Annotated in this window: 26 protein-coding genes and 1 tRNA gene; 8 read left to right on the forward strand and 19 right to left on the reverse strand. The window is 53.2% G+C overall.

Going from position 1 to position 21000, the window contains the following annotated elements; genetic code table 11:
• Positions 1-30 precede the first annotated feature (30 nt).
• Genes ccmI through ccmA form a run of 9 tightly spaced genes read right to left on the reverse strand, consistent with a single transcriptional unit; the run spans position 31 to position 6986 of the window.
• Positions 31-1242 (reverse strand): c-type cytochrome biogenesis protein CcmI, encoded by a 1212-nt coding sequence (gene ccmI / locus ABDW13_RS14830; protein WP_343553328.1) that lies wholly within the window; start codon positions 1240-1242, stop codon positions 31-33.
• On the reverse strand, positions 1242-1697 hold the full coding sequence (locus ABDW13_RS14835; RefSeq protein ID WP_343553329.1) for a cytochrome c-type biogenesis protein: 456 nt from the start codon (positions 1695-1697) through the stop codon (positions 1242-1244). Before ABDW13_RS14835 ends, ccmI begins: the two co-directional genes overlap by 1 nt.
• A complete protein-coding gene (locus ABDW13_RS14840; protein ID WP_343553330.1) occupies positions 1694-2251 on the reverse strand; it encodes a DsbE family thiol:disulfide interchange protein in 558 nt (185 codons plus the stop codon). Before ABDW13_RS14840 ends, ABDW13_RS14835 begins: the two co-directional genes overlap by 4 nt.
• Positions 2248-4206: a heme lyase CcmF/NrfE family subunit gene (locus tag ABDW13_RS14845; protein WP_343553331.1), complete on the reverse strand. Its 1959-nt coding sequence runs from the start codon at positions 4204-4206 to the stop codon at positions 2248-2250. Before ABDW13_RS14845 ends, ABDW13_RS14840 begins: the two co-directional genes overlap by 4 nt.
• Positions 4203-4688 (reverse strand): cytochrome c maturation protein CcmE, encoded by a 486-nt coding sequence (gene ccmE, locus ABDW13_RS14850; protein ID WP_343553332.1) that lies wholly within the window; start codon positions 4686-4688, stop codon positions 4203-4205. Before ccmE ends, ABDW13_RS14845 begins: the two co-directional genes overlap by 4 nt.
• A complete protein-coding gene (gene ccmD, locus ABDW13_RS14855) occupies positions 4685-4918 on the reverse strand; it encodes a heme exporter protein CcmD (protein ID WP_343553333.1) in 234 nt (77 codons plus the stop codon). Before ccmD ends, ccmE begins: the two co-directional genes overlap by 4 nt.
• A complete protein-coding gene (locus tag ABDW13_RS14860; RefSeq protein ID WP_343553334.1) occupies positions 4915-5655 on the reverse strand; it encodes a heme ABC transporter permease in 741 nt (246 codons plus the stop codon). Before ABDW13_RS14860 ends, ccmD begins: the two co-directional genes overlap by 4 nt.
• Positions 5656-5712: 57 nt before the next feature.
• Positions 5713-6372: a heme exporter protein CcmB gene (gene ccmB / locus ABDW13_RS14865; protein WP_343553335.1), complete on the reverse strand. Its 660-nt coding sequence runs from the start codon at positions 6370-6372 to the stop codon at positions 5713-5715.
• Positions 6372-6986, reverse strand: coding sequence for a cytochrome c biogenesis heme-transporting ATPase CcmA (gene ccmA / locus ABDW13_RS14870; RefSeq protein ID WP_343553336.1), 615 nt, complete (start codon positions 6984-6986; stop codon positions 6372-6374). Before ccmA ends, ccmB begins: the two co-directional genes overlap by 1 nt.
• A 243-nt stretch (positions 6987-7229) precedes the next feature.
• On the opposite strand from ccmA, the gene ABDW13_RS14875 reads away from it, so the two are divergent.
• Both ABDW13_RS14875 and ABDW13_RS14880 read left to right on the forward strand, forming a co-directional pair.
• Positions 7230-8141 (forward strand): formate/nitrite transporter family protein, encoded by a 912-nt coding sequence (locus ABDW13_RS14875; RefSeq protein ID WP_343553337.1) that lies wholly within the window; start codon positions 7230-7232, stop codon positions 8139-8141.
• An 84-nt stretch (positions 8142-8225) separates the two neighbouring features.
• A tRNA-Arg gene (locus ABDW13_RS14880) sits at positions 8226-8300 on the forward strand.
• Between the two features lie 16 nt (positions 8301-8316).
• Here ABDW13_RS14880 and ABDW13_RS14885 read toward each other — a convergent pair.
• The 3 genes from ABDW13_RS14885 to ABDW13_RS14895 all read right to left on the reverse strand — a co-directional run bounded on the left by ABDW13_RS14885 (position 8317) and on the right by ABDW13_RS14895 (position 9838).
• Positions 8317-8547, reverse strand: coding sequence for a hypothetical protein (locus tag ABDW13_RS14885; protein ID WP_343553338.1), 231 nt, complete (start codon positions 8545-8547; stop codon positions 8317-8319).
• Between the two features lie 25 nt (positions 8548-8572).
• The gene (locus tag ABDW13_RS14890; RefSeq protein ID WP_343553339.1) at positions 8573-8770 is read right to left on the reverse strand and encodes a hypothetical protein; all 198 of its coding nucleotides are present in this window, start codon (positions 8768-8770) and stop codon (positions 8573-8575) included.
• Positions 8771-8968: 198 nt separating this feature from the next.
• Positions 8969-9838, reverse strand: a complete 870-nt coding sequence (locus tag ABDW13_RS14895; protein WP_343553340.1) for an AraC family transcriptional regulator — start codon at positions 9836-9838, stop codon at positions 8969-8971.
• A gap of 181 nt (positions 9839-10019) precedes the next feature.
• Between ABDW13_RS14895 and ABDW13_RS14900 the strand changes: the two genes are divergently transcribed.
• Entirely contained in the window at positions 10020-10919 is a 900-nt protein-coding gene (locus ABDW13_RS14900) for an EamA family transporter (protein ID WP_343553341.1), read from the forward strand.
• 38 nt (positions 10920-10957) lie between these two features.
• On the opposite strand, the gene ABDW13_RS14905 is transcribed toward ABDW13_RS14900, so the two are convergent.
• A complete protein-coding gene (locus ABDW13_RS14905) occupies positions 10958-11197 on the reverse strand; it encodes a hypothetical protein (protein WP_343553342.1) in 240 nt (79 codons plus the stop codon).
• Positions 11198-11465: 268 nt separating this feature from the next.
• Here ABDW13_RS14905 and ABDW13_RS14910 point away from each other — a divergent pair, with 268 nt between their 5' ends.
• On the forward strand, positions 11466-12683 hold the full coding sequence (locus ABDW13_RS14910) for an MFS transporter (RefSeq protein WP_343553343.1): 1218 nt from the start codon (positions 11466-11468) through the stop codon (positions 12681-12683).
• A 284-nt stretch (positions 12684-12967) separates the two neighbouring features.
• Entirely contained in the window at positions 12968-13123 is a 156-nt protein-coding gene (locus tag ABDW13_RS14915; protein ID WP_343553344.1) for a hypothetical protein, read from the forward strand.
• Between the two features lie 78 nt (positions 13124-13201).
• On the opposite strand, the gene ABDW13_RS14920 is transcribed toward ABDW13_RS14915, so the two are convergent.
• The 4 genes from ABDW13_RS14920 to ABDW13_RS14935 all read right to left on the reverse strand — a co-directional run bounded on the left by ABDW13_RS14920 (position 13202) and on the right by ABDW13_RS14935 (position 15793).
• Entirely contained in the window at positions 13202-13480 is a 279-nt protein-coding gene (locus ABDW13_RS14920; protein WP_343553345.1) for a lipoprotein, read from the reverse strand.
• 254 nt (positions 13481-13734) lie between these two features.
• Positions 13735-14538 carry a hypothetical protein gene (locus ABDW13_RS14925; protein WP_343553346.1) on the reverse strand — a complete coding sequence of 268 codons (804 nt, stop codon included), beginning with the start codon at positions 14536-14538 and terminating at the stop codon, positions 13735-13737.
• 9 nt (positions 14539-14547) lie between these two features.
• Positions 14548-15000: a universal stress protein gene (locus ABDW13_RS14930; RefSeq protein WP_343553347.1), complete on the reverse strand. Its 453-nt coding sequence runs from the start codon at positions 14998-15000 to the stop codon at positions 14548-14550.
• 7 nt (positions 15001-15007) lie between these two features.
• A complete protein-coding gene (locus tag ABDW13_RS14935; protein ID WP_343553348.1) occupies positions 15008-15793 on the reverse strand; it encodes an IclR family transcriptional regulator in 786 nt (261 codons plus the stop codon).
• A gap of 150 nt (positions 15794-15943) precedes the next feature.
• On the opposite strand from ABDW13_RS14935, the gene ABDW13_RS14940 reads away from it, so the two are divergent.
• From ABDW13_RS14940 to ypdK, 3 genes are all read left to right on the forward strand, one after another.
• Positions 15944-17545, forward strand: coding sequence for an MFS transporter (locus ABDW13_RS14940; protein ID WP_343553349.1), 1602 nt, complete (start codon positions 15944-15946; stop codon positions 17543-17545).
• Positions 17546-17550: 5 nt separating this feature from the next.
• Positions 17551-18579, forward strand: a complete 1029-nt coding sequence (locus ABDW13_RS14945; protein WP_343553350.1) for an HlyD family secretion protein — start codon at positions 17551-17553, stop codon at positions 18577-18579.
• 203 nt (positions 18580-18782) lie between these two features.
• Positions 18783-18854, forward strand: coding sequence for a membrane protein YpdK (gene ypdK, locus ABDW13_RS14950; RefSeq protein ID WP_099686956.1), 72 nt, complete (start codon positions 18783-18785; stop codon positions 18852-18854).
• A gap of 39 nt (positions 18855-18893) precedes the next feature.
• On the opposite strand, the gene alaC is transcribed toward ypdK, so the two are convergent.
• Both alaC and ABDW13_RS14960 read right to left on the reverse strand, forming a co-directional pair.
• Complete coding sequence (alaC, locus tag ABDW13_RS14955) at positions 18894-20132, reverse strand: alanine transaminase (protein WP_343553351.1); 1239 nt, start codon at positions 20130-20132, stop codon at positions 18894-18896.
• Positions 20133-20250: 118 nt separating this feature from the next.
• On the reverse strand, positions 20251-20775 hold the full coding sequence (locus tag ABDW13_RS14960; protein WP_343553352.1) for a GNAT family protein: 525 nt from the start codon (positions 20773-20775) through the stop codon (positions 20251-20253).
• Positions 20776-21000 lie beyond the last annotated feature (225 nt).

A 21000-nucleotide genomic window follows, 5' to 3' on the forward strand; every position in this document is an offset into this window, starting at 1 on the left:
TCTCCCTGTGCGGATCAGTAATGTATCGCTTCAGGGCTGCTGTTGATTAATTTCCACAGCCAGTTGCGGATGACCATCCCAGGGAGTGATGGCGCTCAAACCAAACCAGTCGCCAGACTGGGGATTGGCACTGCCATCGCGCGAAATGCGCACCCTGACTTGCACCTGATGCTGCGCCGAAAGCAGGCGATCGGGCATCATGGCATTGCTGTCATCCAGCGTAAGCGATAACGGGAAGTGACTGAGCGGTAAACGCTTCACAGCCACAGGCACCGGTGAAACACCGTCAGACACAGAAATATACATGACTCCGCCTTGCGGTAACATTTTTTCTGCCTGCGGAGCCAGGCTCACTGTCAGTGCCAGATTGCTATTTTGCTGTCCCGCGTCGGTTTTCGCTTGTTCAATGCTGCGTTCGATCATGGTAATACGGCGATCGCCCGCCGGTAACAATTTTAACATCACCTGCCAGGCACCAATCGCTTCATTATATTGCTGCTGCTCGAAGGCATTAAACGCTAACAAACTCAACGTTCGCACATCGCTGTGATCGCGCTTCAACAACTCTTTCAACATCACATTGGCTTGGCGATTGTCTTGCGGATCGCTGGAGCGCGTCAGCACTTCGGCGTAATCCTGCTGCAATTCAAGGTTATCCGGTGCCAGTTGTAGCGCATGTTCAAACGCCTGGCTGGCATCGGTGGCGTTGTTCAGCACCATACCGAGACGCCCTAACATCGCCCAATCATTGAGATTGGTTGAGTCATGCTGCAACGAACTGCGCAGGCCCAACTGCAAACGCGCCAGTTCTTCCATGGTCAGCGGCTGGGCTTTAGGATCCATCACGCGCGCGCGCAAAATAGGATACTCCTGCTGCACGCTCATAAAGGCGGTTTGCTGCGCCAGACCACCGGTTTTCAGATACATGCCAAGCGAAACCACCAGCAGAATGATCACGCCCGGCAGCAACACCCAGCGGCTGCTGTGATGAATGCTGGCGGCATCCTGTTTGGGGACGTCAGTTAACAGCGTTTGTTGCAGTTCGCGCACCATTTCTGGTCGTTCAGCAACCACGCCTTCTTCTTCGTCACGCTCCAGTTCACGTAAACGCTGCTGGTAAAAATCCGTGTTGAGACGATCGCGATCGCCGGTTGTCGCTTCACGTTGACGCCAGCCAGCGCGCAGAAACAGCGCAATCGCCGCGAGCAATAAAACAATTAAGGTAATCCAGAATCCAGTCATTACGGCTTCCCGTCACGCTTGAGTAACGCCGCAAGGCGCTGTTGTTCATCGTCGTCCAATTCGCTGCGGGTTTTACCACGGCGATTACGCAGGATAATAATCAGCGCCCCCAGCACCACAAACAGCGCCGGACCAACCCACAAAATCAGCGTGGATGGCGTCACGGGCGGTTCATAAGTGACGAAGTTACCGTAACGCGCCACCATGTAGTCGATGATCTGCTGGCGATTTTCGCCCTGCTTCATCAGCTCATAGACTTTAAGGCGCATATCCGCGGCGATCATCGCGTTGGAATCCGCAATGCTGTTGTTTTGGCATTTCGGGCAGCGTAAGGAACCGGTGAGTTCGCGGTATTGTTCTTCCTGCTGCACCGAGTCGAACTGATAAGTATCGATCGCCGCCCACAGGCTGGTGCTGAGCAGAATGCCCGCTAAAAGCAGAAGCAATCGTTTCACGCGCCCGCCTCCTTGTTGTACTTATCCCACAGCGGTTTGACTTCTTCGAGCCAGACGCGGTCATTCATGTCGCCTGCGTGGCGATAGCGAATAATGCCTTTGCCATCGATCAGGAAGGTTTCTGGTGCGCCGTAAACGCCCAAATCCAAACCGAGCATGCCATCGCCATCATACAGACTCAGCGCGTAAGGATTGCCCAGCGTGTTCAGCCAGGTCACCGCTTTGGTACGATCGTCTTTGTAATTCAGCCCAACCATGCGAATGCCTTTTTCCGCCAGCGTGTTGAGATATTGATGCTCAGCGCGACAGGTCGGACACCAGGTAGCCCACACGTTCAGCAGGATCGGTTTGCCATCGGTCAAAACCTGCTGATCGTAGATTTTGCCCGGTTGATCCAGCGCTTCGAGTTTGAACACCGGCACTGGCTTGCCGATCAAGGCTGATTCAAGCCGCGTCGGATCATCACCGTTGGCGTTACGTGACAGCTGCCACAGCAGCGCCGCCGCCAGCAGCAGGAACAGCACTAACGGGATAAACAGGATTTTTTTGTTCATGCCAGCTCCTCGCGCTCAGCTTTTTTACGCGAGCGATAGCGCGGATCGAACAGGCAGAACAGACCGCCCACCGCCATAAACACGCCGCCGTACCAGATCCAACGTACAAACGGTTTGTAATAGATGCGCACAGCCCACGAACCGTCTTCCAACTCTTCGCCCAGCGCCGCATAGAGATCGCGCGTAAAGCCACCGCTGATCGCCGCTTCGGTCATCATGGTGCGCGCTGCAGAGTAGAAGCGTTTTTCCGCCTGCATCACCGCTTCCGGTTTGCCGTTGCGTGTTACTTCGATAATCGCTTCGCCACCGCTGTAGTTCGGGCCTTGCAGATTACGCACGCCGTGGAAAGTGAAGTGATAATTGTGGATATCAACGGTATCACCGGCTTTCATGCGCACATCGCGTTCAACGCTGTATTGGGTGCTAAACGCAATACCCACCACCGTAACCGCTACGCCAAGATGGCCTAAAACCATGCCCCAATGGCTACGCGACAAATGGCGCAAACCTTTCAAGAACGAGTGGCGATGGGTTGCGCGTTCATGCAGTTCCATCAGCGTCAACATGATCACCCAGATTGACATCAGCAGGCCGATCACCGTCATCGCTTCAATGCGATCCTGCAACAGCCACGGCAAGGCAATCGATAGAATCAGCGTCACCAATAGAGCCACACCCAAACGCTTCCAAAGTTTCTGCGGCTCATCACGACGCCAGCGTACCAGAGGACCAATGCCGAGCATCAGGGCAAACGGCGCCATCAACCAGGTGAACATGGTATTAAAGAACGGTTCGCCGACCGAGATACTGCCTAAGCCCAGCTGTTTGTGCACCAGCGGCAGCAAGGTACCGAGCAATACCACCAGCATCGCGGCAATCAGTAATACGTTGTTGCCGAGCAGGAATGATTCGCGTGACCAGGCTTCACTTTGCACGCGGCTGCACACCTGGCCGCCTTTTAACGCATACAGCAGCAACGAACTACCAATCACAATCACCAGGAAGGCAAGGATGAACATGCCGCGCGCCGGATCGGAAGCGAATGAGTGCACCGAAACCAGCACGCCGGAGCGCACCAAAAATGTGCCCAGCAAGCTGAGCGAGAACGCGGTAATCGCCAGCAACACGGTCCACGACTTGAAGCTGCCGCGTTTTTCAGTGACCGCCAGCGAGTGCATTAACGCGGTGCCCGCCAGCCACGGCATAAAGGAGGCGTTCTCAACCGGATCCCAGAACCACCAGCCGCCCCAGCCGAGTTCGTAATAAGCCCACGCTGAACCAAGCACGATGCCGATAGTCAGGAACACCCAGGCTGCGGTGGTCCACGGACGTGACCAGCGCGCCCATGCAGTATCGAGGCGACCCGCCATCAGCGAAGCAATCGCAAAGGCAAACGCCACCGAGAAACCCACATAGCCCATATACAATAATGGCGGATGGAAGATCAGCCCGATATCTTGCAGCATCGGATTGAGATCGCGACCATCAATCGGGAAGTTCGGCAAGGTGCGGGTAAACGGGTTCGAGGTGAGGATGATAAACAGCAGGAAGCCGAGGTTAATCATGCCCATCACCGCCAGCACGCGTGCTAACGCATCCTGCGGCATACCGCGACTGAAGATCGCTACCGCTAACGTCCAGGTGCTGAGCAACAACACCCATAACAGCAGTGAACCTTCGTGCGCGCCCCACGTAGCCGCAACGCGATAGTAAACTGGCAGCAGCGTATTGGAGTTGGTGGCGACGTAGCCGACGGTGAAATCGTTAACGACAAAGGCATACACTAAAATCAGGAAAGAGGCCGCGACGCAGAAGAACATGCCCCACGTCAACGGACGTGCCAGCGCCATCAAACGGGCATCCTGACGCGCCGCGCCCCACAACGGGTAAACGCTTAACAGCAGCGCCAGTGCCAGCGCCAGACAAAGTAAGAAACTGCCAATTTCCGGCATCATGATTGCGCACCTGCCTGCTGATAGGCCGCCGCAGGTCCGGTGTGATTCTTCTTCATGGCATCTTCGATTTCAGGCGGCGTATATTTCTCGTCATGCTTCGCCAGCACTTCTTTGGCATTCACCAGGTTGCCATGTTCCAGCACACCTTGTGCGACCACACCCTGCCCTTCACGGAACAGGTCCGGCAGAATGCCTTCATAGCTGACGCTGACCACGCCATTGGCGTCATACAGTTTGAAAGAAACGGCGAGGGTCTTAGGATCGCGTTTCACGCTGCCCGGCATCACCATGCCGCCAATACGCAAGCGTTGGCCCGGCTCTGGTTTCTGGTGATCTTCACCTTTGCCATACAGAATTTCACTTGGCGTATAAAACAGGTCGATGTTGGAACGCAGCGCGTACATCACCAGCGAGGTTGCCAGGCCAAGCCCAATCAACACCGCTACCGCGACATACAGGCGGTTACGACGACGGATATTCACACGGATTCTCCTGCTGCTTCATCGGCAGCTTTTTTCGATTTAGCCGCGCGAATGCGGCGCTCCCTGGATTGTCGCTGGCGAATCTCGGCCAGCAAACGGCGGCGGAACAGCACGGTGTGCAGCATCAGCCCGAATAACGGAATCATGGTGAGAATGACAGCCAGCCAAACGTAAAAGGCATAGCCGCCCATGGCGAAGAAGTCGCTCCACGAAGCAAAAGCGGGTGTCATGATTTGCGTCCTCCCTGCGCGACATCAATCGCCCACGGACGATGGCGCTCGGTAAACAGAATCAGGTTGCGCAGGCGCATTAAGGTCAATGCACCAAACACCAGCAAATAACCGAGAATCGACCAACGCAGCGGCGTGCGCATGCTCGGATCGATGGCCTGTTGCAGAATGCCCGACGATCCCTGATGCAGCGTGTTCCACCACTGTACCGAGAAGTGAATGATTGGCAGATTGACTACGCCCACCAGAATCAGAATCCCAGCGGCACGGCCAGCGGTGCGACGATCTTCAAACGAGTGATACAGCGCGATGACGCCCATATAGAGGAACAGCAGCACCAGTTCAGAGGTTAAGCGCGCATCCCAAATCCACCAGGTTCCCCACATCGGTTTACCCCAGGCGGAACCAGTAACCAGCGCGATAAAGGTGAACACCGCGCCAATCGGTGCCATCGCCGCTGAGACCAGGTCGGCCATTTTCATCTGCCACACCAGGCCGATAAATGCCGCGATCGCCATTGAGGCATAAACGCCCATTGACCACATCGCCGCTGGCACGTGAATGTACATGATTCGGAAGCTGTTGCCCTGTTGGTAATCTGCCGGTGCAAAGCCGAAGCCCCACACCCAACCGAGTAACAGCGTGCCAACACCTAACACCGCGAACCAGGGGATCAAGCGACCGCATAGCTGGTAAAGCCGCTCAGGCTTCGCCCACTGGTGTAACCATTTCCACATTTGCTTAGCTCACAATAAAAAAGAATTCAGGATTCGGTCGCTCTGAGGCGACACGAATTAATGCAGACTGATACGTAAAGCCGCTGCTGTGGCAAACGGCGACAGCGTGGCGCTGACAACTAACATCGCGCCGAGAATTGCCAGATAACCACCGATCGGCAATCCCATCCCCGCAGCATCAATCGCTGCGCTGGCAAAAATTAGCACCGGTATCGACAACGGCAATACCAGCAAACTTAACAACACGCCGCCGCGCCGCAACCCGACGGTTAAACCGGTGCCAATCGCGCCGAGAAAACTCAAGGTTGGCGTGCCGAGTAATAACGTTAGCGCCATGGCGCGCCAGCCGGCAAAATCCAGTGACAGCAATAACGCTGCCAGCGGTGAGAGCAAAATCAGCGGCAAACCGGTAATCAGCCAGTGAGCAATCACTTTGCCCAACACGGTGACAGGCAGCGGCGTTGGCAACAAAAGTAGTTGCTCAAGCGAACCATCCAGAAAATCGTCACGAAAAAGGCGTTCAAGCGCCAGCAATGAGGCCAACAACGCGGCAACCCACGCCACGCCCGGCGCAATGCGCGCCAACTGTTGTGGCTCTGGCCCGATACCTAATGGAAACAGCGTGATAACAATCAGGAAAAACCACAGCGGATTGATCACTTCCGCGCCACTGCGAAAGGCAATTTTCAATTCGCGCTGAATAACCCGGCCTAACATCAAGCCCACTCCGAAGTAAGACGAATTTTACGCACGCGCGCCGTGTTATCGGGCAGGTCCTGATGCGTGGTGAGAATCACTGATCCACCGTTATCGGCATGCGCAGCGAATCGCGCCATTAATTTTTCTACGCCACCTTTATCAATCGCGGTCAACGGCTCGTCGAGGATCCACACTGACGCCGGGCTGAGCCACAGTCGCGCCAGTGCAACACGTCGCTGTTGTCCTGCTGAGAGTTGCGCCACCGGCACCTCTTCGAATCCCAGCAGATCAACTTGCTCAAGTGCATCAAAAATGGCGTCTTCATTGCGGTCGCCATGCCAGAAATGCAAATTCTCTAACGGTGAGAGTACCGATTTCACACCCGGATGATGACCAAGATAAAGCAAGTTTTGTTGCCATATTTCGCGCTGCTGGCGAATCGGTTGCGTTTGCCACAGCACCTCGCCCTCTTCTGCGCGGCTTAAACCCGCCAGCAAGCGCAGTAGCGAGGTCTTTCCAGCACCGTTTGGCCCTTCAATTTGCACGATGTCACCCGGTTGCACCCGGAAGCTCAATCCATGAAACAGAATTCGCTCATCACGAACGCATGAGAGATTAATGACTTCGAGCATAGAAGGGAGAATCACCGCAATGAATGAGGCGGGGATAATACCACAATGAATCTATGGGCCGAAGTCTGTGAACTGGCTCCCACTTACCCCAAATGGGGTAATCGTGCGCATCAGATCAAAGAATTGCTCAAAAAAACACCTTGGTTAAAATTTCGTTACTCTTAATTTGAATCCTGGTAACAAATTGCCCTTGCTAAAACCAGCTACGCTTATTACGCATTGGCATTATCACCCGAGGAAAACATGAAACAATCACCATCAATTTCAAACAGTGACAAGGATGTAGAGAGTGATGAAAAGGATCAAGGCAAGGAGATCGAAGTAGATGAAGATGCCCTGCCCTCGCGCGCTGCCGCCATTCATGAAGAGATTCGCCAGGACGGTGAAAAAGAGTTAGAACGCGACGGCATGGCGCTGTTGTGGTCTGCGGTTGCCGCCGGATTATCGATGGGCGCATCGCTGATGGCGAAAGGCATTTTTCAGGTCCATTTGGAGGGTGTGCCCGGCGCGTTTTTACTTGAGAATCTCGGCTATACCTTTGGCTTTGTTATCGTGATTATGGCGCGCCAGCAGTTGTTTACCGAAAATACCGTCACGGCTGTATTACCGGTGATGCACAAACCGACTGGCAGCAATTTTATGCTGCTGCTGCGTTTATGGAGTGTGGTGCTTGCCGGTAACTTAATTGGTACTGCGCTTGGCGCGTTAGCCTTTAATTACATGCCGATTTTCGATGATGCAACACGACAGGCTTTTACCGCTATTAGCGAAAAAGTGATGGTGAACACACCGAGCGAAATGTTTGCTAATGCGGTGATATCTGGCTGGATTATCGCCACCATGGTGTGGATGTTTCCTTATGCTGGGGCCGCCAAAATCGTGGTGATTGTGATGATGACCTGGCTGGTGGCGCTGGGCGATCTGGCCCATATCGTGGTGGGTTCAGTGGAAGTGCTGTATCTGGTGTTTGCAGGTACCTTGCCGTGGTATGAATTTTTCTGGCCTTTCGCACTGCCAACGTTACTGGGCAATATCACCGGCGGAACGTTGATTTTCTCCCTGATTAGCCATGCACAGATTCGCAACGATATGAGCGAAGCGGCGAAAGCCAAAGCACGTGCGGAACAGAAACGTAAAGAGAAGCAGAAGAAATGATGGCGCTATATTGCTGATAGATTGAGCAAACAACCTGCGCATAGTTAAAATCAGCTTGGTGATGCGCTATACTGCGCGCCCGGCGTCTCCTTAGTTAAATGGATATAACGAGCCCCTCCTAAGGGCTAGTTGCAGGTTCGATTCCTGCAGGGGACACCATTCGTAGCGCCCTCCCTCAAAACAACCAGCGTGCCAAAGCCAGAGTTATCCCCGCAGTACTCATCATCCCGGCGACGATCCATTTGGTTTGCTTGCCCAACTCTTGATGAATTTTGCCAATCTCAAAGTGAAGATCGCTTTTGGTCACATAGTTAGACATGATGATCGCCACATCAATTTTCAACAACCCGATATCCGTCTTCATTTCATCAATGTCGGCTTCGATCTTCGACATATGTAATTCCATGTTTTATCTCCTCTTTAACGCGTCATCAAAACAGCCAACGCGCAAAAGCTAACGTCAAGCCAGCCGTGCTCATCAGGCCAGCAACAATCCATTTAGTTTGTTGGTGAATCGCCTTATGCAAGTCACCCTTAGTGACATAATTTGACTTAATGATTGCTACATCGGTTTTCAACAGCCCGATATCCGTCTTCATTTCATCAATGTCGGTTTCGACCTTTGACATACGTATTTCCATGTTACGCACTCCAGTAAGTTTTCATTGTAATCAATGTGATAGCTTTATTTTTCTTGCTGGCATCATACCGAACGCGGGATAAAAATCTCGCGATTTATCCATTGATGGAAGAGAAATGAGAAACGTATTCAGAAAAATATTGAGGGGTTTGCAGTCGATTACATGAATTTTGGTGGCAGCGTGCAATTAACCTTGTGCTTGTCGCCAGGACGATGGCGTGGCGCCATGCATTTGACGGAAGCGATTACTGAAATGGCTTGAAGAGTGGAAACCACAGCGCAGCGCGATTTCTGTCAGTGGTAATTGGCTAAATTTAAGCAGCTGCAATGCCGCATCCATACGACGACGCATGACGTATTGGTGCGGCGCCTCGCCCACGCTACTACGGAACATGCGCGCAAAGTGGTATTCACTTAACGCCGCTTCGGCGGCTAATTGCGCCAGCGTTAAAGGTTGATCTAATTGCGCATCGATAAAAGCCATCACTCGCCGCAAGACCACCGGCGCAAGACCACCGCGCACCTGTGGCGCTTGCCATTGCACCTCGCTGTAGCGCTGCAACAAATGGGTCATCAGTAGAGTGGAAGCACTGCTCAACATCAGCTGGTTGGCGGGTTGCTGCCAATCGGTACTTAACAGGAAATGACGGTAAAGCTGGGTGATGCGATCGTCTTCGGCAAAGATCTTTTCATGCAGATTGAGCTGCGCAGGACTGCGATCCCAGATTTGTTCGCCCAGATTACGCAGATGATCATCGGTGCAATACAGATGCACAAACGACAAGTCGGAACGGATATCCCACACCGATTCCACGCCGCCCGGCATCAAGCAGAAACGATCCGGCCCGCCGCCATTGCGCCAGCCGTGCTGGGTTTTATGCCAGGTTTCATAGCCGTCGGCGGTATACAAACTCAAGGTGTGGTGATTGCTGAGATTGGTAACGCGATCGCCACTGTTGAACCACGATGCCAGCTTAATGCCGCTCGACAGTTGTACACTGTCGCGCAATTGCGCTTTGTGGCGCTGAAGCATATTAAACGTCTGGTAATCGGTCATGGTTCGCTATCACTCACAGTTCATAAGCGCACAGTGTACGGTTCTCAGCGGACAGAAAACAGGCCATAAGCAGCCACAAGAATAAAAAGCGCAAGATTTTGCAATTGCCGCGCAAAAAGGTGCAAGCCGCTTCTCCTGTTTCACGCCACACTGCGAGCCAGTTATTGCCGGAGAGCGCGCTATGAATGTGATGTTGTACCTTGCCGTGGTTGTGATTTGGGGCACCACATGGATTGCTATCTTTTTACAACAGGAAGCGGCCGACACGCCGGTTTTGGTGGCGGTGTTTTGGCGCTTTTTACTGGCGTCGTTGGTAATGTTAGCGCTCCTGAAGGTGCTGCGCCGCCTGCGCACGCTGGATAAACGCGATCACCTTTTTTGCATGCTGCAAGGCTGTTGTGTATTCGGCTTCAACTTTGTTTGCTTCTATCATGCGGCGGCGTGGATCAGCAGCGGATTGGAGTCGGTGATCTTTTCGATGGCGGTATTGTATAACGCGCTGAATAGCTGGATTTTCTTCCGCCAACGTCCTTCTTTCCGCTTGCTGCCCGCTGCGGTGTTGGGCCTCGGAGGCATTGTCGCGCTGTTCTGGCATGACATTATGGCAGCCGATCCCGCGCCACAATTGCTGTGGGGCGTAGGTCTGAGCGCGCTTGGTACGCTGGGCTTCTCCTTCGGCAACATGATTTCCATGCGCCATCAACGTCGCCAACGCGATGTCTTGACCACCAACAGCTACGCCATGTTTTATGGCGCGATGGTGATGGCTGCATTAGCGCTGATCGATGGCGATTCGCTGGCACCCGCGCTGAATTTACAATGGATGGGCGCAATGAGCTATCTGGCGATTTTTGGTTCAGTGCTGGGATTTGGTGCCTATTTCACGCTGGTGGGTCGTATTGGTGCTAGTCAGGCGGCATACAGCACCTTGCTGTTCCCGTTGGTGGCGCTGACACTTTCCACCTTATACGAAGGCTATCATTGGCACAGCAATGCGATTGTCGGATTGGTGATGATTCTAGCAGGCAACATGGTGATGTTTGTACGCTGGCCAACCATGAGGCGTTTACGTACGGCTTAAATAACGAGAGCGGGCATTGCGCCCGCTCTTTTGTTCCTCTAGCGCCAGCCCTGAACGCCGATATTGAGCTGGTGAGGTTTAGTTATGGCTTTTCTGGCAATCCAGTAAAGCAGGACGCGTTCATCATCTTTGTCGCGGTCGGCCATTGCCAGTAATTTCAGCGACAACGTGGATTTGTTCACTGGTTGATGCTCATCGCTTAACTCGATCACCGCCTGACCGATAATGCAGCAAACCTCATCCTCGCTTGACGCGGATTCATATGCTCGGTCTATCATATTTCCTCCTCTTGAATGAACTCTAAGCCTGGCAAACTTCCCCAGTTTTGCAGGCGATATCCACCGTTCGATACAACTGGTTACACATGCTTACCCACTGCAACCGCTGCGGTTAAAATGACATTAGCCTTGTCATCGTTATGTCATTCATACCCGTTTCGCTGCATTTCATTCCCTCGCTCGGTCCATTCACGCCGCGGTTCAACCCGCACGCGCGATAGCCACTTATCATCAGCCCAGATTCCGCTTTCTCGAGTGAGAGATAAAAATGAAAACAGCAACCAATGCGAATATCCAACGTACCCGCATGCTTACCCTTATCGGCACCATCATAACCCAGTTCGCGCTGGGTTCCGTCTATACCTGGAGCCTGTTTAACGGCCCATTAGCCCACAAGCTGGATGCCCCCATCAGCGAAGTGGCCTTCTCATTTGGTTTACTCAGCCTCGGTTTAGCCATCGCTTCATCGCTGGCCGGAAAGTTGCAGGAACGCTTTGGCGTGCGCAATGTCACCATCGGCGCGGGTGTTTTGATGGCCGTGGGATTCTGGCTCACCGCGCATGCCGATAATTTGATGATGCTGTATCTCAGCGCCGGTATTTTGGTGGGGCTGGCGGATGGCGCGGGCTATCTGATGACGCTATCTAACTGCGTGAAATGGTTCCCGGAACGCAAAGGGTTGATTTCAGCCTGTTCGATTGGCGCCTACGGATTGGGTAGCCTGGGCTTTAAATTTATCTGCGGTGCGCTGCTGACGTCACAAGGTTTGGAAAGCACCTTCATGATTTGGGGCGTGATCGCGATGAGCATGATCATTGTCGGCGCGCTTTTAATGCGTGATGCGCCGCTGCAAAAAACCAGCGGCAATGCGCAGCGCGAAGCCAAAGATTACACGTTGGCGGAGTCAGTACGTTTGCCTCAGTACTGGATGCTTGCGTTGATGTTCCTGACTGCCTGCATGAGCGGTTTATACGTGATTGGTGTGGCGAAAGATATCGGGGAAGGTATGGTGCATCTCAGCGCACAAACCGCTGCCAACGCCGTAACCGTGATTGCGATTGCCAACCTCAGCGGGCGTCTGATCCTTGGCGTGCTGTCGGACAAAATGGCGCGCATACGTGTGATCACCGTGGCGCAAATTGTTTCGCTGATTGGTATGAGTATTTTGCTGTTCACACGCATGAATGAAACCAGCTTCTTCCTGTCATTGGCCTGCGTGGCATTCAGTTTTGGTGGCACCATCACCGTGTTCCCCTCCCTGGTCAGTGATTTCTTCGGCCTGAACAATTTGACCAAAAACTACGGTTTGATTTACCTCGGCTTTGGTATCGGCAGCGTGCTGGGTTCGTTAGTGGCATCGGCGTTTGGTGGCTTCACCGTTACCTTCAGCCTGATCATGACCTTGTTGGTAATCTCGCTGGTGCTGTCGCTGAGCATTCGTGTGCCAAATCGCCAAGCCGTATCAGAACCTTTGCTGCATAATTAATCTCGCTGGATGCCGCTTTCATTGGCGGCATCCGTTTTCTCCATAATTCATCCACAATAAGCTGACTATTGAGAACCACTATTATTAAGCCTTGCCTTTCGGAGTAATCGCGCTATTATTATCAGGCATTCAGCTTATTCCGATTGGATTATTTACCTCCTCGCCGTTTTTAGCATTTAATTGACACATTCCGAAATAGAACCAGAAATAACTCTACATTTCCTGCATCTTCACTCCACTTTTCCGCTGTAATCTGGCTCCATTGGAAAAGAGGAGGACTCTCCATGAAAAAGTTAATTAAGGTTGCATCGGTGGTTGCCATCATGACGATGTTGAGCGGCTGTATTATCGACCACGATCACGGTCGCGGCCCAGGTTGGGGACATCATGGCGGTGGCGGCTGGCATCACGGGTACGGCGGTTATGGTCGACACTGGTAATTGGGCAAAGAATATACACAGCATATAACAAGAAAATAATGAAAATAAAAAGGGCGGGAATTTATTCCGCCCTATTTTTTAACTTTTTACTGCGTAATTACATTGATACCAGGCTTTCTTTAAACCAGGCAAATGACTGTTTTGCGCTGGCAGTGATTCAACCTTATCAAATCCACGTTGACTGCAATAATTCGCCAGGTCGATTTCCAGCGCATCTTTATTCAAGGTGTGCGGATCATAACGATACTGCACGGTATTTGAGCTGGTATCTTCATCTATTCGTTCAAATCCTGGTTTGCTGACGCTACATCCCGCCAGCATAAATAGCGCTAGCGCGCTAATAAGCATTTTTTTCATTAGGGTGTCCTCTCAAGCGTCGCAGTCTAAAATGCAACGCCGCGCCTATCTATAGGAATAAAGCGCGAAATGTCTGCTTAAAGCAAAGTTTTTGCCAATCAAATCGATAAAACCAAACGGCTATACTTATCACTTGGGCAATGCGATTCTGTGTACAGACAAAACGAAGTCTGCACCACACCAGGTGATACTGATAATAAAGAGATACTGATAGTGACCTTCATGCCCGCGCTGAGCGGGCTTTTTTTTGCCCGCTAACCGGTAAGGCTGACCATCTTACGTAAAAGATTGGCCGCTTGTTTGGCAGGCAATGCGAGAATACCGCTGTAGAGATCGATCGACATCGCGCACATCGCGCCGCGATCAACCGCCGTGTCGGCGGGCATATTCAATTGCTGAAGCTTATCGCCCCACTTGCCATACAAGGTTTCCACCACATGTTGCAGATCGCGCTGTGCTGCGGCCTGATCTAGCGGTTGCTCATTACCGGTGCTCTGTTGCAGCAAGGTTTCCAGCGCTTGCGCATCGCGCTGATTCAATTCTGGTGACAGCACCTGTTGCAGATTGACGCCACCGTTGACCTGCGGATAAAGGAAACGAAAACAGCGCTGTGGTTCCTGCTGTTGCAGCGCCTGCATCTCTTCAACCGACACGCGAATGTAGTTGAGGATCGCCTCATCAGAGGCGCGCGCTAAGCGTTGATTAACCAAATCCATCAGCCAACCGCGCATATCACCCAGCGCCTGATCTGCCGGAACACCCGCAAGCCGCTTATGCAGCAGTTCACGATTGAGCAACTGCCACAGCGCGGGTTCCTGAATTTTCAATAAACGATAACCGGGCGCGAGGCTGAGCTGAGCTGAGACTTCACTCGCCAGCGCTTGGCGTTCCTGGCGCGGATGTAGCCAGTTGAACCACAACAGATTCGCCAGCAGCAGCGGTAACAGGAAGAGCAGCACACCTTGCCACACGCGCAGCGAGGTAGAACGCACCAGCAAAATAATGATGATCGCCAGCAGCGTAAACGCCGCTAGCGTAATAGGAAAAAGCGAGAGCATCGAACGAGGTTAATCCTTACGTACGTCAATCAAAACCGGGCAATTGGCGCGCTCAATCACTGCGGCGCTGACAGAACCTTTCAACAAGCGATTAAATGGCGACAAATGACGGCGTCCCATAATGATCATCGTGGCATGCAACAGGTTCGACTGCGCCACAATGGTTTCCGCCGCTTCGCCAGCCAGAATCAACCCTTTCGCCGCAATGCCTGCCCGCAGCAGCGGTGCCAGCGCATGTCGCACCACCATTTCGGCGGTGTTTTGCTCATCTTTGGCGGCAACAAAATCATCGGGATCTTCACCGGCATCAATCTCAATCGGTTGATTGCACGAGGAGTACGCCGGATCAACACAACATAGCACTGTCACTTGCGCCTGATGCGCTAGCGCTTGTTCAATGGTCAGCGCAATCACTTTTTCCGCCACCGGAGAGTTATCGATGGCCATCAGCAAGGTTTTCATCAATTGGTTATCCTTCCACAGCGGTCATTTTGCCAATTTCACCAATCAAGGCGTCTTTGCACTTCAAAATTTCGGTGCGATACAGCGCTTCCTGTTTATGAAAACGCGCTGTCGGCACCAATAAAGAGATAGAGAAACGACCAAACAACGTGTCGATGGCCACCGCCATGGTCGAGATCCCTTCCAGCGTTTCGCCACGATCAATCGCCAAACCGCTGACACGCACTTCGGCGATCAGTTGCAGCAGCTGCGGCAGCGTTTTCACCGTCATTTCGGTCAGCTCTTTATAGGCTTCGCCGACCATCACGCGTACATCTTCATCGCTTTCCAGCGCCAGTAACGCGCGACCGCCTGACGTGCTGTACAGCGGCAGATTCAGCCCGATACGCGGCACCACACGCAGTTCGCGTGACGCTACCACATAATGCACGATTGCCAACTGCGTGCCGTGCGCACGCGCCAGCGATACGGTTTCATTGATATCAGCGGAGAGTTGTTCGAGGAACGGTCGCACGATTTCCACCACATCGCTGTGCACGCTGGAAATCAGCTTGAGCAGCGCTGGACCGAGACGTAAACCGCCCGCACCGCTGCTGCGTACCAGTTGCGCACTATCCAACGCGGCGATGATGCGCTGCACCGTGGATCGCGGAAGATCAACCACTTGCGCAATTTCACCCAAACTCATGCCGCCGGGATGTTCACCCAGCGCATTTAGAATTTTTGCCGCACGCGCGATGACTTGAATGCCACCCGCTTTTTCATCCTCACGGCTTGAGGGGAGTTCAACCATGATGCGTTCCTTTTTGGCCTGCCCTACTTTAACGCGAATGATCGCACTTTTACACCCTGTATCACATTGCAATACATCATACCGATAGGTAAGATGCCACCTGTATCACATCGCAATACACTGCATCAACATAACAATGAGACACCTGCTATGAATGCCCAGCCGATTGCTGCTCCGGCGCCCCATCCTTTTACCCTGCGTCTGGCGTTGGGATTGGTGGGTGTGTTGATTGCCGCGCTCACTTCTGGATTAAACGATCGCGTTACCGATATCGCGCTGGCCGATATCCGTGCGGCGATCGGCATCAGTTACGATCAAGGCAGCTGGATCATTTCCGCTTATCAGGCCGCAGAAGTCGCGGCGATGATGATCGCGCCGTGGTTTGCAGTGACGTTTTCACTGCGCCGTTTTGCACTATTGGTTTCTGCTGGTTTTATGATTAGCGGCCTGCTGCTGCCCTTAATGCCTAACGCGCCGTTATTTATCGCTTTGCGCGTGGTGCAAGGTTTATTTGGTGGCGCATTACCGCCGCTGCTGATGACCGTTGCGCTGCGCTTCTTGCCGCCGCCAATCAAGTTGTACGGTTTGGCAGGCTATGCGCTGACCGCCACTTTCGGCCCCAACATGGCTGCCTCGCTGGCAGCATTCTGGACCGATGATGTCAGTTGGCTTTTCGTGTTCTGGCAAGTGGTTCCCGCCATGCTGATTGCCATGCTGCTGATTGGTTGGGGCTTGCCGCAAGATCCGCTGCGCCTTGAACGCTTTAAGCAAATGGACCTGTTCGGCATGCTCACCGGTTGCAGCGGCATGGCCTTGCTGATTCTGGCGCTAACTCAGGGCGAGCGGCTCGATTGGCTCGAATCATCATTATTCAGCGGCCTATTATTCAGCGCTCTGGCGTTGCTGACTGTGTTCTTTATTAATGAATGGTTTCATCCGCTGCCACTGTTTAAGTTGCAGATGTTGGCGCGACGCAATCTTTCGCATGGTTTGTTGGTGCTGGCGGGCGTGTTGATTCTGTCGCTGTCAAGTTCGGCGCTGCCTTCCGCCTATCTGGCGCAAGTACAAGGTTTCCGCACCTTACAATTCGCGCCGCTGGCGTTAACCATCGGTTTGCCGCAGTTGCTGATTGCGCCATTTATTGCCGCATTACTGAATATTCGCTGGGTCGATTGCCGCTGGATGTTGACGGCAGGCGTCGCGCTGTTGGTGACATCCTGCTTGATGGGCATGCACATCACCACCGATTGGGCGCGGCAGAATTTCTGGCTAATTCAGATCCTGCAAGCGTTTGGTCAGCCAATGGTGATTTTGCCGGTGTTGATGAGCGCCACCAGCGTGGTCGCGCCGCCAGAAGGCCCGTTTGCTTCGGCGATGTTCAACACCGTGCGCGGCTTCTCCAGCATCGCCGCCAGCACCTTAGTCGCCTGGTTTATCAGCCATCGTGAGCAGTTTCATTCCAACATATTGATTGATCATGCCGCCAACCGCGCATGGCTGATGACTGCGCCCAACAGCGCACAATCCAGCAGCAGCTTGCCTTTATTGCCCGATGGTAGCGCCAGCAGTGCGGAAAACCTCAGCGGCTTTGCCACTTTGCTGAAACATCAGGCGATGGTGCTGAGCCTGAGTGATTGTTATCAGATGCTGATTGCCTTTGCTGCCCTGCTTTTACTGTTAACCGCCTGGCTGCCGAAACGCGTGTGGCCGCCACAAACCCTGATTCAACCTGCAACGACGACGTCGAGATAATTGATATGCAAGCTTTTGCAATGAAAAGAACGGTGCTGTTAAGTGCCTTATTACTGGTGTTATTAGCGATGGCATTTTTTGTCTGGTCATCAATGACCGGCAACGATCACCGCACCACCGATGCGTACGTTAATGCCGATTACACGCTGGTGGCGCCGAAGGTCTCCGGCTATATCGCCAGTGTGAATGTGCAAGATAACCAGCGTGTTAAGGCCGGTGAACTGCTGGCGACGCTCGACGATCGCGATTATCGCGTGGCGCTGGAAACTGCTCAGGCTAATTTGCAGGTCAGTGAAGCCAAGCAATTGAGCAGCCAGGCGCAGTTGGAACAGCAGCAGTCCACCATCGATGAAGCGAAAGCCAGCCTAGCGGCAAGCCAGGCGTCGGCGCAATACGCTGGACAAAGTGCGGCACGTTACAACCAGTTGTATAAAAGCGGCACTATCGCCGCGGACGATCAGCAGAAAGCCAACTCGACCCAGCGTTCAGCCTCAGCGGCGGTACGGCAGAGCGAAGCAGCGCTGGCCGCCGCCGTGAAGCAGGTTGGCGTGTTACAAGCCGCGGTGCGTCAGGCCGCGGCCGATGTGACGGCGGCAAAAGCCAGCGTCGATCAGGCGCAGCTCAATCTTTCTTACACGCGCATCGTCGCGCCGGTGGATGGCATGGTTGGGCAGCGTGCTGTTCGCCTTGGCGCGTATGTCAGTGCCGGCACCCGTTTGCTGGCAGTGGTGCCCTTGCAGCAAACCTATATCACCGCCAACTATCTGGAAACGCAGTTGGCTGATGTGCAGCAAGGCCAAAAGGTGCTGGTGAAAGTGGATGCGTTACCCGGCAAGTCGTTTACCGGTCGCGTGGACAGTATCGCACCGGCAACCGGCGCGACCTTTTCCGCTATTTCACCGGATAATGCCACCGGCAATTACACCAAGGTGGTACAGCGTTTACCGGTGAAAATTGTGTTGGATATCAATCAACCGGATCTGGCAAAACTGCGGGTTGGCATGTCGGCAATTCCAGAGATTGATGTCCGCTGAAAATGTGAGCAATATCTCAGAAACGGCCTATTTATTTTTGGGACGAATCCGCGTAGATTATCGCTCGATCCTGTTCTGGGCTTGCCTGGAGCGACCTGAGAAGAAAGCGTGTAGCGCTGATGAACTCCACCTTTCTCTTATTCTGTTCGGGTTACGCGAGTTTGGGATCGCTCGCCGGGTAACCGCTCAGAGGAGTTGCTGTTGTGAGATACGCTTTGATGGGAATTTCTTTTTTCCTGTTACTTTGGGTCGGTACTTTTGTACTGATGCTGTAGAGCCGCCAGACGGGGCGACGCCAGTCGCCCCATTCAGTTTTACTCTTCCTCTTCTTCCAGCGCTTTCACCGTTCCCGGCAAAATGCCATCGGCACGGAACATGGCTTTAATCCCGCGTACCGCCTGACGAATACGATCGCTGTTCTCAATCAGCGCAAAACGCACGTGTGTATCACCGTAATCACCAAAACCGATGCCCGGCGACACACACACCTTCGCTTCCTGCAACAGCAATTTGGCGAATTCCAGCGAACCGAGATGCGCGTAGTGATCGGGAATTTTTGCCCACACGTACATTGATGCCTTCGGCAGATCAACCATCCAGCCCGCTTCGTGCAGGCCTTTCACCAGCACATCACGGCGACGTTTGTACTGCTCGGCGATATCGCGTACGCATTGCTGATCACCTTCCAGCGCAGCAATCGCAGCCACTTGCAACGGCGTGAAAGTACCGTAATCGTGATAGCTTTTGATGCGCGCCAGCGCCGCAACCAGCTCTTTGTTACCGACCATAAAGCCGATACGCCAGCCCGCCATGTTGTAGCTTTTCGACAGGGTAAAGAATTCAACCGCCACATCGCGCGCACCGGGCACCTGCATGATCGAAGGCGCTTTCCAGCCATCATAGGTGATATCGGCATACGCCAGATCGTGAATCACCAGCACGTTGTACTGCTTCGCCAGCGCAATCACGCGCTCGAAGAAATCCAGTTCAACGCATTGCGAAGTGGGGTTCGACGGGAAACCGAGAATCATCATTTTCGGCTTCGGATAACTTTCGCGAATCGCGCGTTCCAGCTCGTTGAAGAAATCAACGCCCGCCACCAGCGGCACGGAACGTACCTGCGCACCGGCAATCACCGCGCCATAAATGTGAATCGGATAGCTCGGATTGGGCACCAACACGGTGTCGCCGTGATCGAGCGTTGCCAGCATCAAATGCGCCAACCCCTCTTTGGAACCGATGGTGACAATCGCTTCTGATTCCGGATCGATTTCGACCTGATAACGGTCTGCGTACCAACGCGAAATCGCGCGACGTAAACGTGGAATACCTTTCGAGGTTGAGTAACCGTGCGTGTCTTCGCGCTGCGCCACCTGGCAGAGTTTTTCGACGATGTGCGGCGGCGTGGGGCCGTCTGGATTTCCCATCGAAAAATCGATGATGTCTTCGCCGCGCCGACGTGCAGCCATCTTCAATTCAGCGGTAATGTTAAATACATACGGGGGCAGGCGTTCAATACGCGAGAAACGACGGGGTGTGCTGTTATCAGCCATGAGATCCTCTGGATTACGTAAGCGCCCGGACCGTCCGAGCGACGTGGGTCACTGTGGTGACCGCCCCAAGAACATAACGTGCTGATAACAAGATTGTCGAGAGCAGAATAAAAAAATTCTAATTCTCAGGATTCAGGCGACCAAACACCCAATCGCTCACCCATTGGCCGTTTAACAGATAATTATCCCGCAGCGTACCCTCAAGCTCGAAACCATTCTTCTCCAAAATACGTCGTGACGGCCAATTCCCCTCAATCACCATCGCTTTCAGCTTATGAAATTCTGCTTGCAGCAAAAAAGTACAGAGCGCATCAAGCGCTTCACTGCCGTAACCTTGTGCGGTATACGCATGCAGCAGCATGTAGCCTACTTCCGCCTGACGATAAGGATGCCATTCCGCGCTACAGCCAAACAAACCAATTGGCTCGCCCGTTGCACGGATTCTGGCGACCAGGCAAAGCATGTGAAAACTGCTGGCTTGCCACGGCGCGAGCCGCTCGGTAAAGCGCTGGCGGATGTCATTTTCATCCGGGATTTCACTGACCCACGTCATGGTGGCAGTGTCTTGATGCACCGCTTTGAAAATCTGCCAATCTTCCGCCTGTAATCGGCTCAAGGACAAACGTGGGGTAAGTAATTGCATTGCCAGGCTCCGCGATTTTGTATACGGCAACATAGCAAACTGGATCTACCACAACCAGCGATCGGCGCACGGTTTGGCTAATCCTCTTTTTACTACTCAGGATTTCCTCTTTTTTTTTGATACGCTATTTATGGTGACCGAAAAGCCTAAAATTGATCCAAGCTATAAGAAGCGTCTGCAGCTTGCCGTGGTGCTGGCGGATCTCGATCACATTTTTTATCATAG

Source organism: Pantoea sp. (assembly GCF_039594315.1).
Classification (GTDB): domain Bacteria; phylum Pseudomonadota; class Gammaproteobacteria; order Enterobacterales; family Enterobacteriaceae; genus Pantoea.